This window comes from Phycisphaera sp., from assembly GCA_025916675.1.
In the GTDB taxonomy this organism is placed as follows: Bacteria; Planctomycetota; Phycisphaerae; order Phycisphaerales; family UBA1924; genus JAHCJI01.
In genome coordinates, this window is sequence record CP098402.1 from 1,002,877 (window position 1) to 1,019,516 (window position 16,640).

General features: G+C 65.7%; 11 protein-coding genes and 1 pseudogene. All 12 read right to left on the reverse strand.

The window, feature by feature from the left end; all coding sequences use genetic code 11:
• Positions 1–40 precede the first annotated feature (40 nt).
• The 12 genes and pseudogenes from NCW75_04295 to NCW75_04350 all read right to left on the reverse strand — a co-directional run bounded on the left by NCW75_04295 (position 41) and on the right by NCW75_04350 (position 16,617).
• Positions 41–1,096 carry a polysaccharide pyruvyl transferase family protein gene (locus NCW75_04295; protein ID UYV13509.1) on the reverse strand — a complete coding sequence of 352 codons (1,056 nt, stop codon included), beginning with the start codon at positions 1,094–1,096 and terminating at the stop codon, positions 41–43.
• Entirely contained in the window at positions 1,093–1,953 is an 861-nt protein-coding gene (locus NCW75_04300; protein ID UYV13510.1) for a glycosyltransferase, read from the reverse strand. Before NCW75_04300 ends, NCW75_04295 begins: the two co-directional genes overlap by 4 nt.
• Positions 1,954–1,972: 19 nt before the next feature.
• On the reverse strand, positions 1,973–3,061 hold the full coding sequence (locus NCW75_04305) for a sulfotransferase (protein ID UYV13511.1): 1,089 nt from the start codon (positions 3,059–3,061) through the stop codon (positions 1,973–1,975).
• Positions 3,058–4,029 (reverse strand): glycosyltransferase family 2 protein, encoded by a 972-nt coding sequence (locus NCW75_04310; GenBank protein ID UYV13512.1) that lies wholly within the window; start codon positions 4,027–4,029, stop codon positions 3,058–3,060. The genes NCW75_04305 and NCW75_04310 overlap by 4 nt, the downstream gene beginning before the upstream one ends.
• Positions 3,920–5,362, reverse strand: a complete 1,443-nt coding sequence (locus NCW75_04315) for a hypothetical protein (protein UYV13513.1) — start codon at positions 5,360–5,362, stop codon at positions 3,920–3,922. The genes NCW75_04310 and NCW75_04315 overlap by 110 nt, the downstream gene beginning before the upstream one ends.
• A complete protein-coding gene (locus NCW75_04320) occupies positions 5,359–6,684 on the reverse strand; it encodes a glycosyltransferase (protein UYV13514.1) in 1,326 nt (441 codons plus the stop codon). Before NCW75_04320 ends, NCW75_04315 begins: the two co-directional genes overlap by 4 nt.
• A pseudogene (locus NCW75_04325) lies at positions 6,681–6,878 on the reverse strand (hypothetical protein). The gene NCW75_04320 and the pseudogene NCW75_04325 overlap by 4 nt, the downstream one beginning before the upstream one ends.
• A gap of 436 nt (positions 6,879–7,314) precedes the next feature.
• Positions 7,315–8,883 (reverse strand): asparagine synthase-related protein, encoded by a 1,569-nt coding sequence (locus NCW75_04330; protein ID UYV13515.1) that lies wholly within the window; start codon positions 8,881–8,883, stop codon positions 7,315–7,317.
• A 7-nt stretch (positions 8,884–8,890) separates the two neighbouring features.
• Complete coding sequence (locus tag NCW75_04335) at positions 8,891–11,140, reverse strand: hypothetical protein (protein ID UYV13516.1); 2,250 nt, start codon at positions 11,138–11,140, stop codon at positions 8,891–8,893.
• Between the two features lie 404 nt (positions 11,141–11,544).
• The gene (pdhA, locus tag NCW75_04340; protein ID UYV13517.1) at positions 11,545–12,657 is read right to left on the reverse strand and encodes a pyruvate dehydrogenase (acetyl-transferring) E1 component subunit alpha; all 1,113 of its coding nucleotides are present in this window, start codon (positions 12,655–12,657) and stop codon (positions 11,545–11,547) included.
• A gap of 113 nt (positions 12,658–12,770) precedes the next feature.
• Complete coding sequence (locus tag NCW75_04345) at positions 12,771–15,113, reverse strand: S41 family peptidase (GenBank protein ID UYV13518.1); 2,343 nt, start codon at positions 15,111–15,113, stop codon at positions 12,771–12,773.
• A 202-nt stretch (positions 15,114–15,315) separates the two neighbouring features.
• Entirely contained in the window at positions 15,316–16,617 is a 1,302-nt protein-coding gene (locus NCW75_04350) for a hypothetical protein (protein ID UYV13519.1), read from the reverse strand.
• Positions 16,618–16,640 lie beyond the last annotated feature (23 nt).

Here is a 16,640-nt window from a genome sequence, read left to right on the forward strand (position 1 = left end):
TGGAGATGGCCAACCGATGAAACCTTGTCAAAGCGCTGGCTCAGGGCGTCGCCCCCGCCTCGCCCAGCAGCCGCCTTAGGTGCTCGGTCGCGTCAGCGGCGTCGGCCGCAGCCACGGCATTGGGCCCCAGCGTGCCGCACGCTTCGGCCAGCCCGCGAATCTTGCCATAGCTGTTGTCGAAGAACACGTGGGGCTTGCCCAGCAGCACGCACTGGACATGCACGTGCAAGCGGTCCGTCAGAACGACGCGACCATGGGAAATGATGCGCCGGCCGAGTTCCATGCGAGCCCGGCTGAGCTTGTGCCATCCCAGTCGTTGCAGGCCCGGGCTCTTGGATCGCCGCGCCAGACGACTCCACATCCGCGTCATGGTCTGGTGAGCCTTGGGCCAGGGCACGGGCAGGTCGGCGTCGCTGGCCCAGTCTCCCGAGAGCGATGAGAAGTCGGAGAGGTTTCGCATCACCTCGTCGATCGCACCGGCGTGCTGGGACTCGGAATCCTGCCGACGAAGGACGAGCACGTCGGTCGTTGCGGGCGGCGGGGTGTCGAGTTGCAGCGCGAACGCCGAATCGGGCATGAGCTGGAGCGATGCGAGTGGGAATGGCGCGAGCTGGTCGTAACTGGCCTGGTCTCGCACCATGATGTGGAAGTCGGGGTGGTCGGCCAGCACGTCGAGGGATAGCTGCAAACGGTCGGGCGAGTCGAAGTGGACCGACTGGGGCAACTGGACAATGGTCGTGTTGGACATCGTGCGGGCGGCGTGTTCACGGAATTCCTGGTGGCGTGGCCAGATCGATCCGAAGTTGCCGCCGCCGTGGATGAGCAGCACGCCGCCGGCGTTGTTGAGCTGCGCGAGCACGTCACTCGACGGGTCGCTGCCGAAATACACACCCTTCATGTTCGGGTGCGTGGCCTTGAGCAACTCGAACTCGCCCAGCGTGATGAGGCTGTCGCCGATGTTGAGATAGCTCGGCAGGTCGACCAGTGCCACGGGGCGGCCATCGAGCGGCAGCCTGGAGTATGCGGATTCCAGCGTCTTGCGGAGGTCGGCGAGCGTCTTGGGCGGGGCGGCCTCGGGCATCGTGGTGGTACTCATGGCGTGGCCTCTTGTGGGGCTGGCGTGGCGGGTTCTTCGTTCAACGAGCTGTAGCCGATCTGGGCCCTGGTCACGCCCTTGTTCTCGATCTCGGCGAGCATCTGGTAGCCCGGGCCTTCCAAGTCATGGGGCGTTTCCTTGTGCCACAGGTGCATCACCGTCGCGGCGCGCGGCAGGTAGCCCGCGTGCACGCCCGCGTTGTTCAGGCGGGCCATGAAGTCCCAATCCTCGACGCCGTAGCCGCGGTAGCGGTCGTCGAAGCCGTCGATCGCGTCGAAGTCCTTCCGCCACGCACCAATGCAGAAGCCGGACATGCCTCGGAAGGGCTGGGGCGTTGTGCCTGGGGTGCGGTCTCGCAAGGGGAACAAGTATCGCCATCCTCCAAGCCGCTCTCGTCGTGCCTGGAGCGCGAACTTCCAGGAAAATAACGATCGGGGCTCCATCGAACCTTCGAGCAGCCGCTTCGATCGTTCCGTGTCGAGCTTGACGCGCCGGCCGCCGACAAACCAGCCGGTCCTGATGGTCCCACGCAAAGTCTTGAAGAAAGTGCGCGGCAGTAATAAGTCGTGATCAAGAAACAGCAGGAACTCGCCGCTCGCGTGCTTCACAGCATTGTTGCGAGAACGAGCCAGGCGGAAGCCGATGTCCTCTTGCCAGGCATGCAACACTGGGAATGGAGCAGCCTTCTTGAAGCCTTCAATGATCTCAAACGTTCTCTGGTTGCTCGAGCCGTCGTCGGCGATCAGGACCTCAACGTTGGTATCGCCGGTCGCCATGAGCGATCGTGTGCAGCACTCGAGCTGGTCAGCACCGTTGTAGGTGGCCAGGATGACCGAGATATCCGGGCGTGCGCTCACGATCGCCTCCGGGCCTCGCTCAACCGCCCAGCATCGGCCGCAGCCGACGCCAGAGGAACTTCATCGGGTTGCCCATGCGGGCGCGGTTGGCCTGGAACGCACGCACCACGGCCACCGGAAAGGAGGCGTAGTGCTTAATGGCGCTTATGGCCGACGCGCCCTTCATCCGTTCGTAGCCCAAGCGGTCGATCAGCCTGCCGCTCACGCCCTGGATGACCGCGACCTCGCCGCCGGTGAGCTTGCTCTTCCAGCGGTCGACCGGCTGCTTCGAGACGCCGCGACCCTCGGTAAACTTCTCGTAGCTGCTGTTGGACATCGGCATCTCGAGCACGGCCTCGTCAAAGGGCAGATGCAGCCAATCGAGCAGCTCACGCATCATTGTGTCAGGGTCGCCTACGACGTCCTCGAAGCGTTGCAAGCGGACGCGGCCCTTGCCGAAGCGATCCTCAGCCGACAGCGCCGACTTCATCGCACCGTTCCAGAGCGAGGCGATGATGATCGGGTGGTACGAACGATTGGCCCGCTGGTGGTCGGCCTCGAGCGTCTCCTTATGGCCCGGATCCTTGTCGAAGTCGAAGCCGCCCTGGTTCTTCCAATCACGGTACGACGCCACGACGGCGCGCACGTCGCGGATCATGCAGATCACCCGAGCATCGGGGAAAGCGGTCAGGATGTCGTCGACGCGGAAGATGTGCCGCGGGGTCTTCTCGCCCCAGACGGTCTTGCCGTGGTGCCGCGCTTCGAGCTCGCAGTAGGCCCGCAGGCACAGGTCGGCGGTTGGGGGCTTGTCGCCGGCTAGTTTTGTAACGAGGTCGCGGAAGTCCTGCCGAGAGATGCGGCCCTTATCAGGGTCCCCGCCGTGGCTGTACGGCCGGTGCCCGAGGGCGAGCAGATACTCCTCGCACTGGGCGACCTGGGCGTGCGAGAGCGGGCCGTCGCCGCCGGTGCCCAGGGCCACGCGGAGGTCGTCGAAGTAGTGGGTCTCGCCACTCAGGTGCACCAGCGGGTGCAGGTTCAGGGCCGCGCGCACCATGGCCGTGCCCGACCGAGAGGGCCCGCAGATGAAGATGGGGCCCTGGGCCTCCGAATTGCCCGCTTGTTCGTTCACGATCCGGCGTCTCCAGTGCTTCCAGCCGCCCCTCGGCCGGTCCATTCCTTCCGACGGGCCCAGACCTGGTCGAACGTGCCCGGCTCCTTGCCCGGCTTGCCCTTGCCCAGCAGGCCGCGGAGCCGTGCTACGGCACGCCGCCGCAGCACGTTCATCATCGGCCCAACATCCGCCCACCATTGCCACGCTTTGCCCCAGTGGCGTGCGTAGAGCTGGCGGCGGGCCATGTAGAGCCGAACAATCTTATCGGGCCGTACTCGATCGGATTGCCCGCCGTAATGGACGATGTCGGCGCGGGCCGTCACCATGGGGCGGGCACCCAGGGCGCGTGCCCGCAGGCACAGGTCGGCGTCCTCGCCGTACATGAAGAACGCCGGGTCGAACCCGTCGAGCTTCTCCCAAAGCCCTCGATCGACCATCAGCCAGCAGCCGGTCACCACGTCGACGGGACACTCGACCCCGTCGGGCAGCACACCGACAGACTCGGGGTTGAACAGGCGTGAGTTCTTGAACACGCCGGCCAGCGTTGTGGCCGAACAAAAGACACTCCAGGGCGTGGGCTTGCGCCAGCAGCTCGTGGGGTTGGGCGAGCCATCGCCGAAGCGTGTGCGCCCGCCCCAGATGCCGGCCTTCGGGTTGCGGTCGGCAAAGGCAACGAGCTCATCGATCGCACCGGGGTCGACCAGGGTGTCGGGATTGAGCAACAGCAGCCGCTCGGCGGTCGCATGGGTGGCGGCCAGGTTGTTCGCGCGCGCAAACCCGAGGTTGTCCTTCGAGTCGATCAAGCGGAATTCTGGGAACTCCTGCGCGATGGCTTCGGCCGATCCGTCGCTCGATGCGTTATCGACGACGATCACCTCATGGCTTGTGTTGCTGGCCCCCTCGCGGATCGTGCGCAAGCAATCGAGGGTCATCTCCCTGGTGTTGAAGCTGACGACGAGGACGGCCACGCGCGAGTCGCTGGTCATTGGTGGGGGGCCTCCCGGGGCGTTTGGCAGGTCGGGGCTTGAGGGCGGGCAACTGTGAGATGGTGGCGGCTAGCGCGATGGTGAGAAACCACGACACCCTGGTCTGCCCGAAGTAGGACACGCCGATGAAGCTCATGCAGTGCGTGAACAACGACGCGCCAACGGCCCACTTGAGCCAGAACAGGCCCTGGCGGTTGGGCTCGCTCTTCAGGGCCCGGCCCACGGCGCGGAAGCCCAGCACGATGACGGCAACGAAGAGCGCCATGCCCCAGATGCCGCCACGCACGCCCTCGAGCACGTACTGGTTGGTGACGTCCGACAGGCCGATGCCCCAGTGCTCGGTGGTCTTGGTGCCCAGGAGGGCCCACTCGCCGAAGCGCTCGATGGTCTTGTCGATCAGGTGCTTGCGATGCCAGGCGGTCGAGCCGCCCACGGCGCTCACCCGGGCGATGAGCGCCCAGACCGGGCCCTCCATCACGAAGTGCAGCAGGATGAGCAAGAACACGATGGCGTAGCGGAACGGCCGCAGCAACTCGCGCGACCACGCGAAGGCCATGGCGATGCCGCCAGAGAGCACCGCCAGCAGCGGCGTGCTCGACGCGGTCATGATCACGATCGTGCCCGCGGCGATGCACCCGGCCATCGTGAGCGACAGCTTGCGCCTGGCCATGAAGAGCCCAGACGAGAGGACCAGGACGATCGCAAAGAAGCACCCCGCCATGATGGGGTGGCTGAATGCGCCCTGGGCGCGCAGGCGCCCCTCGCGCACCTGGGTCATGCTCTTGACGCCGCCCATCACCGAGAACATGTTACGGCCGGTCTGCTTCTCGATCATGAAGAAGACGGCCGCCGCGATGGAGATCATGGCAAGCGTCAGGATCGTGCGTTCGACATCGGCCCACGAGCGCAGCAGGCACCGGAAGGTGACGTAGATGCCAAGCGATTCGTAGATGTGTCCCGCGCGGTTGGTGATCGCGCTCTTGTCGCCCCATTGCAGGATGTAGACCAGAGAGACCATCAGGATCCACGCGACGACCGTGTAGTCGAGCGCGATCAGCCGGAGGCCCTGATAATCCTTGAACGCGAGGATGCGGACCCAGTATGCGATCACGAGGATGCGCAGGAACGTAAAGTCCAGGCCCATCACCGCGATGCGCTGGCCAGCGGGCACGAAGCACGCCAGCACCAGCAGCGGCGCCAACGACCAGCGACGCGGCAGCACGAACACCAGGATCCCCAGCACGCCAAGCACGGCGAGGCCTACCGGGTGGACCGAGGTCTGGCCGGTGTAGTCGAGGCTCTGACCGGCGATCTGGGCGAGCAGCGTGCTCACGGTTGGCCTACTTCGACCGCTTCGGATTTGTTCGTTCGCCCGACGCACGCGTCGAGCACGCCCGCCATGCGTTGCGCGATCTGGCGGCGGTCGTATGGCTCCAGGTCGGGATCGGCCAATACCGGCTGTGCCAGTTCGGAGCCCCGCTCGATGAGTGTCTCCAGGGCCCGGGCGATGCTCGCCGGATCGCACGGATCGGCCAGCAGACAGCGATCGCGCTCCGCCAGCAGGTCTCGCGCATCGCCCTCGGGCAGAGCACCAAGGATGGGCCGCCCGCTGGCAAGATACTCGTAGGTCTTGCCCGGCACGATCCGGGCTCGATGCCCGGGCGGTAGCCCGTGCAGGTGCAGGAACAGCGCGTCGGCACTCAAGAGCTGACCCACCGATTCGTTGTGGGAGAGATAGCCGATCGAGTCGACCAGGTCCCGCGATGGGCTGGCGTCGATCCAAGCCTTGGTTGCGTCGTCGAGGTTGCCCACGTGTACGAAGCGGAAGCCCTCCATCAGGGCCGGCTTCTCGCGACGCACCAGATCGATCGCCTCGAGCAGCGGGCCAACCGAGCGTCCTATCGGACGGATGGGCTCGGGCCTGTAGTTGACGTGTTGCTTCAGCCTTGCCTTGAGCCCGGCCGGGGGCATGGCCTGGTACGTGAGGAAGGTGCCGGTGTGGACGAGCGTGAAACGGGCTCCCTCGGGCCGGGGAGCGGGCTCGGCTTGCTCGAAGTCGGCCCGATCAAATCCGTTCGGGATCGCGTGGACGCGGCTGGCATCGAGATAGTCGAACGCTCGCAGCGTTGCCGCCCGTGCCTCGGGCGTGTTCATCACGACGTGCCGGGCGGCGCCGAGTGTTCGGCCCATAGCGCGGAGGTCCTGCTTCCACTGGAACCAATGCCGGTACTTCGGCACGCCGTCGAGGGCCCAGGGATCACGCAGGTCGGCGACAACCGGCAGCCTTGATCCGAATCGCTCGACAAGCGGGGCGAGCCAGAAGGGCGACATCGTGACCAGGATCGCGTCGATCGCTTCATCCTTGATGAGGGATTCCAGGTGCCGGACCGTCTCGTCCACCCAAGCACCAACATCGGAAACCTCGATGCGGTGCACGGCCAGGTCCGCAGGCAGGTCGCGCGACACCATCCGTTTGTCGAGGTGACGGGCCGAGAGGCGATGCTTGGTACTGTCGCGCGATGGCGCACCGCACACGACGGTGGGGGTCCACCCGAACTCGTGCAGGTACCGGCAGAGTTTGGCCGCCCGCTGCGTGCCCGCGCCGCCGATGGGCGGGAAGTAATACGCCACGATCGCCACGCGCACGCCGCTCACGCCGCCACCCACTCGCCCCGCTCGAAATCAAACCGCCGGATGACCTTGGCCGGCACGCCCACGGCGATGCAGTACGCCGGTACGTCACGATTGACCAGCGCGCCGGCGCCGACGATGGCTCCCTCGCCGATCGTCACGCCCTTGAGGATGATGGCGCGCTCACCGATCCAGGCCTTTGGCCCGATGCGTACCGGGGCGGCCAGCAACTCGCCCGTGCCGAAGTACCCGCGCTTCGGATCGCGATAATCGTGGTCGTGGTCGGTCACGTACACGCCCGAGCCGAAGACCGTACCCTCAAGGATCTCGACGCTCTGGCACGCGCCGATGTGGACGTCGCGCTGGATCGAGACCTTCTCGCCCAGCACGACCTGGGGCGCCGGCCCGGCACCGACGGCCTCGATGCGTGCGCCGCGGAACAGCATGACCTTGGGCCCGATGGCGATGCGCGAGGGGCGGACGAAGTCGCTGGTGTGATGCAAATACGTGCTGGCACCCAAGCTGTGGAGCCGAGAACGCCATCGCAACGACATGGCGGTGCTGTAGATCCGGCCAAAGAGCCGCGTGCGGAGGGTTCGCTTGGGGTACTCCTGAGGCACGGGCATGGCTTGCTGTGCGCTCATGGGGTGGTCCCTAGTCCTGCCACAATCCGTTGGGATGAGTTCCCGAGTGCCGCTCGATCGCGTGGGCCATGGTCAGCAGCGCCCCGATGGCGTGCGCGGCCGTGGAGGGGTCAGATCGGAGCACCTCCGCCACGCGATCAACCCTGACACCCCCGAGCGTACGCAGGCGATCGACCACACTATCGGCACCATCGAGCGAACGCATGAGCGAACGGGCGGTCGAGGCCCACTGCTCTGGCTGGGCGGTGGGGCGGGGCAGCACCCGAGACGCCAGCCGCTTGGCCTTGCCCAGCTTGCGGGCGAGCTTGCCGCCGGCGGGGGCTTCGAGTTGCTTGGCGTAGGCGATGCCGGCCAGCTCGGGGCTCGTGCGGCCGATGAGCTCGTGCTGGGCGGCCCGGTTGTGGCGTTGCTCGGCCGAGAGCGATCGTGACCACGCCAGATACTCGTTCGAAAGGAATGGGGTGATGGGCTGGTACCACGCGGCGGAGGCGCGGATGACCGGGATGGCCCAGCCGTGGATTCGGGCGTGGGTGTAAAAATCGTCGGTTCGCAGCCGCCAGGGCTTGGATTCGTTGAGCTCGGGGCGATCGCGCGCGACTTTGGCCAGCCGATCGCCGAATCCACCCTCGAACAAGGCCGACCACCGGCCACCATCGACGACCGCACGCGCGCGCAGCCAGAGCCTCGGAGAGTTGAGCACCTGGAACACCGGATCGAATCCTGTGTAGTAGAATCCCTCGCCGATCTCGCCGCCAACGCCCGAGAGCTGGGCATCGCGCCAGGGCCCGAGCGTGCGGAAGATCGTTGGCAGCCAGCCATAGGCCGCGGCGTTGCACACGTAACCGCTCTCGGCAACAAAGGCCGTGGTGTCCTCGACCAATCGGTGTTCATCTTGCTCGACCCGGATGGCGCGGTGCTCCATGCCAAGCAATTCTGCGATCTCACGCGCCACACGCACGTCTGGATCTGACTCCAAGCCGATCGTGAACGACTTGGTAGGCTTGCCGCCCGCCCTCAGCCCAAGGGCCAGCAACAACCGGCTGTCAACACCGCCGGTCAGCTCGATGCACGCTCCATCGTTCATCGCCTCGGCGATCCGATGCCCGAGTGAATCCAAGTCGATCCCGCCGGCCTCGATCGGGGCCGGCGTGACGCCGGTTGGTGCGTAGACCATTGGGTTTGACGCCCCGCAGGGCAGGATGCCGGTATACGGCGAACGCCCATCGGGCCGGAAGCCGAGGAGCAGGTCGTCGACCAGGGCTGAGCGATCGAGCTCGGCTCCGGTGGCTTCAGCAATGGTGGCCGGGTCGCTACCAAGCGCCCGGAGGGTGCCATCCGTGTCTGTGGCGTACCACGCCGCGGCATGGGTGAACGAACCGGTGGTGTAGGTCCAGCCCTCGGGTGAGAGTCTGAGCCCAGGAGGAACCCGGTCGATCGCAGAAACGACCGTCCAATCGCCAGATGTTTGCGAGTGAACGCCGGTTGCCATCGTGTTGCCGTGGAACTCGCTGGTTGGCAAAAGAAGCCACGGCGAACGCTGGGTCCGCCGTGGGGTCTCGGTCTGTGGGGTTTCGATCATAGGGGGATCAATCGCGTGGGCCGGCACTTCCAAAGTATGCCCCAAGCGGCACCATGTCTTCCTGCGCGGGGCGCCCCATCACGTCGGCGGGGGCGAGCAGATCGGACGCGGGGAACCGGGCCCAGACGATGCTGGAAGGACGCGGCTGGTAGTTCATCCGGCCGGGGCTCACGAACACCTGCTCGCGAGAGTCGCCACCATGGATGTGTCCGACGGTGATATTGACACCGGCAGGGATCTTGGCCCCAAAGGAGTCGCCATCGATGATGTGGAGGTTGCGGAACCTGCCGTTTTCGGGCATGTCGTCGCCCGAGAGCTTCCAGAAGATGCTGTTGGTGACCGAGATGTTCTTGAGGGTGAGCTTGCCATCCGTGTCCTGGCGGTGGGCGTCGAAGCGGAAGGTCTGATCGGGAAGCTGGAGGCCCGAGAGGACCAGGTGGTTGACATCGAGGTTCCACATGCTCGAAGCGACGCTGGCTTCGTCCTTGGAGATGTGGACGTTGACGATCGCGATGTCCTCGAGTTCCTGCTCGCCGCCGCGGATGGGGTTCATCAGGAAGCCAAGGAGCGGGAACTGGTGCACGCGAAGGCCGTAGATCATGCGGTTCTCGCGGTCCAAATCGTCGCGCCAGAACCAGTGGAAGATGTCGGCGTGGGTGCCGTCTGGGTGGCGTGTGAAGTCACGGATATCGGCGTTGAGCACCATCGTGTCCGAGCCGAAGGGCGTGTCGGAGAAGCCGGTAGCCTGAACATTGCGAACGAAAGTCGAAGAGCGGAAAGGCGAGCTGATGTCGGTAGCAACAAGGTCGGTGCCATAGATGCCCGCCCAATCGCTGCTGCCCGAGGCGATGCCACCACCCTCGAATCGACTGCTGCCCGCGATGGCCGAGTTGCTCAGCCAGAAGTACGTGTCCATCGTGCGGAAGGTGCGTGGGCCGCCGCCGCCGCTGAGAGTGATGTTGTCACCGCGAAGAAGACGCGTCCGCATGCCGGCCGGCTCGTTGTCGATGAAGACGACCTGATCACGGTCGACGCCCGGCGCGGCCGTGACCGTGGCCCAACGCTCACTCGTTGCCACGTTGTGGGGGTGGGAAGCACCCTCCCACACATACTCGCCCGGCATCAAGTAGCACACCGCACCATCGGAGCTGCCGTGATCGGCGGTGACTTGGGCCAGGGCGCGAGTGGCGCTGCGGAAGGGGTTGTCGCGCGAGCCATCGCCCTCGCTATCGCTGCCGTTCTCGGCGTCGGCGTACACCTCGTGCTTGGGCAGGCTGTCGCCCGAGTTCGCGTTGAGGAACATCGAATGGACACCGTTGCGGAAGTGGACCGAGCCGCCGTTGTAGCCATCGATCTCGCCGCCAAGAACCCGGGTCTCACCCGCGTATTTGGGGAAGACACGGGCCCGAACCTCGACGAGCCCGTCCTCGAACGCCGCGGCGTCGAGCGTGGCGGTGAACTCCCACACGTTGGTGCGAGGGTTAAGCTTCATCTCGTGCACGGGCGTCCACGGACCGCCGTTGGCGCTGAACTCAACACGATCGATGCCATTCATGTGGAATGCCACGACACCGATGTGGAAGACCCCGTCGAAGTCCTGGTAGGGCACCACGTCCCAGCGGGCGATGGCCTGGGCGTCGTAGCCGGGAAGGCTGGGGTCGCCCACGGCCGGGGGCTGGGGCGTGGCACTGCCAAAGCCCGAGCCGCCGCGGAGCACGGGGAAGTCACCCGGCTCGCCGCCTCCGCCCGAGCCGCCCTTGGGATCTTTCGAGAGCGTCCCCCCCGTGGGGCTGGGGCCTGCCAGAAGACCGGGGGTTGGCTTGACAACGGTTCCACCGCCTGGGTTTGGAACGATCGGGCCGCCACTGCGGATCGTAATACGACCGAGCGTCGGGTGGCTGAGGACGGCGGTCCCGCCAGGCGTGGAGCCAGGGCCGGCCCCCATGTCCCGAATAAGTCGGATCTGGGCGGCCCGGATCTCGCGGAGTTCTTCCTCGGTGTACCGCCTCGCATTGGCGGCGTTACTCACCGGACGAAACCCGGAGGTGAACGCATACCGGATCTGACCGGGAAGGAAGTATTGGGGACGACTGTCTGGTGCCGCGTTCACCCGCCGTTCGTGGGCTTCGCGCAGACTCGTATTGCGATTCTCGGGCTTTGGTTCCTTCTCGTCCTGGGCAGCCAGGAGGCTGGTCGGAAGTGCGAAGATTGAAGCGGCCATCAAAAGGGCCATAGCAGAGCGGCGGCGATCAGGCATCGTGTCCTCCAGCGCCCCACACCCGGAACGCACCATCATCATCGATTCCGATCGCCCACGAGTCTCGGCTTCTTACCCGGCTTAGTGGCCTTATCGACCTTCTCCAAACCGTGCAATGCGACGAACCTCTACGAACCGATGTGCTGGTGCCTGCCTGTTTGGTATGGGTTCTGACCAGCCCCGGCTCGATGCTCCGTAGCCCGGGGCGTGTACAAGTCCCGGCTTCCGTACCGGGACCATGCGTCATTGCCCGTTGCTGTCGGCGGGCTGCTTGACGCGAAGGGCAACAGTAACCCAATCACGATGAAGAGAGCATCATCGTCAACCCAGGAGTTTCCCTGTAAAATTGGGAAGAATTACGCTAGGTAGAGCACAGATGCAAGCGTGCTGTTCGGGTATTTTAGTCAGAGCACCGGATTCTTCGCGCCATGCACGTATTCACGCGTGGGGCTGAGATTCGGCTGTGGATACACGAACACGTCCGAATACAACTCCGCGTCCACGTCGGGAACCTCGGCCGACTCGGCAAACTCGACCGCGTCCTTCACTTCGTCGCGGATCTCGCTGCGCATGGCCTTCCAGCCGTCCTCGTCGATCGCGCCACGATCGTTCATCAGATGGTCGAGCAGGGCGGCGATGGAGTCCTTGCCCTTGTACTGTTCGACCTCTTCCTTGGTCCGGTACTTCTGCGGGTCGCTCATGGAGTGGCCCTGGTACCGATAGGTCAGCAGGTCGACGAACGCGGGCTTCTGCTCCTCGCGGCAAAGATCAACCACAGGCTTGAACTGATCGTACACGTCGCGGATGTCGAGCCCGTCGATCTGCACCGAGTGGATGCCATAGCTCTTGCCGCGCGAGATCAGGTTCTCGTGGTTGGCGGTGTGGCGATCGATGGAGGTGCCCATCGAGTACCCATTGTTCTCGATGATGTAGATGACCGGGAGGCCGAAGAGGGATGACAGGTTCAGAGCCTCGTGAAAGGCACCCTGATCGATCGCGCCATCGCCCAGATAGCAGAGACAAACCTTCTTCGACCCCGTTCCGAGAACTTCCCACTCGTAGCGCGTGGCAAAGGCCAAGCCCGCGCCCAGCGGAGTCTGGGCCCCGACGATGCCGTGCCCCCCGTAGAGGTGGTTGGGCTTATCGAACATGTGCATCGAGCCGCCCTTGCCCTTAGCGCAGCCTGGGGCTTTTCCGTACATCTCGGCCATGCACGAGCGGGGCGTCATGTTCCGGGCCAATGCGTGGCCGTGGTCGCGGTAGGCGGTGATAACCGGGTCGTCGGCGTTGGTGCAGCCGATGGTGCCGACCGCGCAGGCCTCCTGGCCCGAATAGATGTGGCAGAAGCCGCCGATCTTGGCCTGTTGGTAGGCCTGCTGCGTGCGCGTCTCGAACTCACGAATGAGCTGCATCGAGCGAAGCCAGCCCAGCAGCGTGTCATTGCTCAGGGCGTCAGCCGCCCGGTTGCTTGCCGAAGAAGCGCTGGCGCTCCCCGAGGTCGTGGTGGCTTGGGCCATGGTTGAGAACGCTCCGCGTGGCTGTCAGGCAATGGTCAGGGCCGCGCGCACGCGTGGCCGATGCGTGAAGTCTATGCGACGGTCACGCCAAGTCGCCCGTTTTGTTGATCCGATCAGGGGGTCCGCCGTTCCTTGTCCTCGGGAAGCATGGCCGCAGCGTCGGACGAGGGACGGGTCTGGGACTGGAGCAGCACCAGGGCCGCGTTCAACTGCAGGTCCATGCCTTCTGAGATCAGACGCGATGGGTCTGGACGATCCTCGAGGGCCGGGGGGTTGCCGTCCTCGTCGAGCACCAGCACGTCGGCCTCCTGGCGGAGCATGAGGCTCTCGGCCACCTGCTCGGGCAGCATCGAGACCGACATGTCGGGCACCACGCCGTGCTCGATCTTGCCGGGCACGCGGTGGATCATCCGCCCGCCGGGCAGCACGTAGTACTGGGTGGTCAGCTTCATCAGGGCCCGGGGCGACGAGCGTCGCTCGGGGTCAATGGGCAGCACGTTCTGCACGCTGCCCTTGCCGAAGCTGGTCTTGCCCAGCACGACGGCCTTCGCGGCCGAGGCCTTGGAATAGTCCTGGATCGCGCCAGCCACGATCTCGCTGGCCGAGGCGCTGCCTTCGTTGATGAGCACTACGACGGGGATGTCGGGCAACGGCGAGTTGCGGCGTTGCAGGCGTTCGGGCGACATGCCCGTGCCGTCGGTACGCTCGTTGCGCGTCGACACGACAACCCTGCCGAACGAGCCGCGGCTCTTGGTGTAATCAACGAAGCGGCTGGTGATCTCGACCGCCTGATCGAGCAGGCCGCCACGGTTGAACCGCAGGTCCAGGATGAGTCCTTGGACGCCCTCCTTCTTCATCTCGGCCAGGGCCTTGTCGAAGTCCTCGGTGGTGTTCTCGGTGAAGCCCGTGAGCCGGACGTAGCCGATGCCATAGATCGGATCGATCATCCAGTCCCAGTGGTCGTCGGTGGCGTCGATGCGCTCCCAGCCCTTGACGGTCTTGAGCTCGACGGTGTCGCGGACGATGGTGAAGGTGACCTCCTCCTTTTCCTCGTCCTCACCGCGCGTCACGGTGACGTCCACGGGCGTGCCCTTGGGCCCGGTGATCTTGTCGACCGCCTGGTTGAGCGAGATGCCCATGATCGCCTCGCCGTTGACCTTGGTGATGATGTCCTCGGCTCGCACGCCCGCGCGTTGGGCCGGGGTGCCGTCCAGCGGCGTCACGACTTGGATCTGCCGCTTGGGGTTCATCTGGATCGAGACGCCGATGCCGCTGAAGTTGCCCCGCGTGCTGCGCTCGAACTGCCGCACGTCGTAGGGCCAGATAACCTCGGTATAGTCATCCAGGGCCCGCATGGCGCCGTCACCGAAGACACGCAACACCAAGGCGTCGGGCAGCCGGACGGTCTGGCGATTCCAGGATTGGACGTCTCGGACGACCTCTTGCAGGGTGCGGTCGGTGGCGATCGGAGCGCGTTCAACGTCGGCGGCCTTCGAGGCGAGCGACTCGATGAAGCGAGAGCGTGTTTGCTTGTCGGCCAGCTGCGGGTAGGCGTCGTACAGGTCGTCGGTCTCGGCCATCAGGCGCAAGCCGTTCAGGCCCGAGACCAGCAGATCCTTCATCTTCGAGCCCGAAACATGGTGCCGATCGGCGTTGACCATGGCGTAGAGCAGCATGAGCGGCTCGATGTCTTCGAGCCGCTCGTCGACCGACTCGCCGGCCGGGTTGAAGGGCGGCAGGGCTTCTTCGCCGCTCTCGACCAGGCGTTGGCTACGCAGCTCGTGGTTGCGCTCGGGGGCGTAGAGCGCGATCAGGGAAAGGCGCTTGAGCTGCCGCTTGCGATCGGGCAGGTAAGTGCCCTCGTCCTCGTACAACGCGTGCAGCCGCTCGAACATTTCGGCGGCGGCGTACCAGCGGCCGTCGGCTTCGGCGATGCGGGCCTCGGCGTTGGCGGCGGCGACCAGCTTCTTCACGTCGGCATCGAACAGGACCGCTTCTTTATCGTCCGAAAGCATGTGCAGCGCGATCGCGGCGCTCATGCCTTCGAGCAGTGCGGTCTCACGCTCGGCCGGCTCGGGCGCGTCGGCCAGGGTGGCCAGCGACTCAGCCACCTTCCCGGCATGCTCGGCCACCTTCTCGTATCGCGCCACGGAGTGCTCGTCGAGCGACTCACCCAGAGCCAGGGCGGCGTCGGCCAGCATCGGATCGCGCAGGCGGTCTGGGGCGTGGTTCAGGAGTTTGACGAACTCGGTCCGATCACCACGTGCTACGGCGGCCCACAGGTCGCCCGCCCAAGCCTTCGAGTCTTGGACCGTGGTCGCTTGGATTGGCTTGGCTTCGGTAGTCTGGCTGGAATTTTGGAAGCCCAGGGCGGCAGGTGCCAATGTCGTGCCCAGGGCGGCTAGCAGAGCCGCTGTAGTACCCAAGACGCGAGTGCTCGTTCCGGTCTGTCGCATGGTGCCTCCTGGCGTTCTGGGCTCGGGTCCATCCAAAGACCATGCCCCGAATCCGGGCCTATTGCCAACGCATCGGCTCAAACGACCCTTCTGGCCTGCGGAGTGGCCAACAACAAGGATCGTTCGGCATGGTTGTACCGTCAGCCTTCCCGTGTTATTCGCAACTATCGGCCGTGTCGTTCATTGCCTAGGGGATACGCTATCAATTGTAAGGGTATTCCTGGTTACGATCTCGCCGGCCCGAGGCCAGCGCCCGCGCGACCGAGCCGAGGCCGAGCACGACGATCACGCCGCCGGCGAGCACGAGCAAGAGCAGGCTCGGGCTGATGGACAGCGGGCCGTGTGGTTGGGCCGAGCTATACGCGATGAGCCCCACCAGGGGGCCGCCGAGATAGCCCAGCCCGATGAACGCCTCGTGCTTCCCACCGGCGTCGATCTCAGCGTCGCCGACTTCCATCGCGTAATAGAACGCTCCGGTATAAATCATGCCCACACCGAGGCCGACGACTGCGAGGCCGGCCAGCACCATCACGCGCGCGGTGAGCGCGGTGCCGGCGTTCGGCCCAATGGTGATGCCCGCGAACCCAACGAGCAGCAGCGTCGCGGCGACGACGGGCATGGACCACCGCCCGTGCCAGCCGTGCCACCGTGCCAGCAGCACGAACGTCGCCACGCGCGTGGCCAGCCACACCGCAGCGGCGGGCGCGCGCCAGGGATCCTCGATGGCCACGCTGGCGATCAGGAACGGTGATACCGGTTCGAGGATCGCGACCAGCAGGAAGCTCATGGGCAACTGCACGCGGAAGACCGACAGCAGCTTCTTGTAGTGGGCGGGTCTGGTGGGGTGGGCGTCAGGCAGGCTGCGCGCGGGCTCGGAGCCCATCCAGATCGTCAGCAACGCGCACAGGCCGTAGATTGGCAGCATGGCGGCCAGGGCTTCGAGGGGGTGGTGCTTCACGAATGGCCCGAGCGCCGCGATCGATACGACGACGCAGCCGCCCCAGGTGATGTTGAATAAGCCCGCCGCGTTCCGCAGACGCTCGCCTCGCCGCCCGCCGCTTAAATAGCTCTCGACGATCGGCCACGTCGCCCCGCTGAGCAGCCCCTGGGCGGCCATCATCAGCCAGATGGCCCACGCGCCCATGGCTCCGCTCTCGGCAGCGGGCCGGGTGGCCAGGGGCAGCGCTGCGAGCAGCCCCAGCACGATGCTGATGCCCGCCAGCAGGCGGCCGCTGGTGAGCCAGGCGTACCGGGCGGCCAGGCGTCGCAGGGCGGGGCCAGCGCCCAGAGCACCGGGGATGTAGACCGACCCGTAGAGCAGGGCCAGTAGGAGCACCTGGGTCTCGCCGTAGCCGTAGGCGCTCTGGGCCAGGAACGGGACACCCGCCGTGGCGATGGCCGTGCCGACGCTGCCGGCAAAGGTAAACGACAGCACGGCCCACAGTGGGGCGGGCAACATCGCCGGCTGGTTCGTGTCGGCGGGTGTGCGGGCCTTGCTTGCCACCACGGGTGTCCTTACCATGAGCC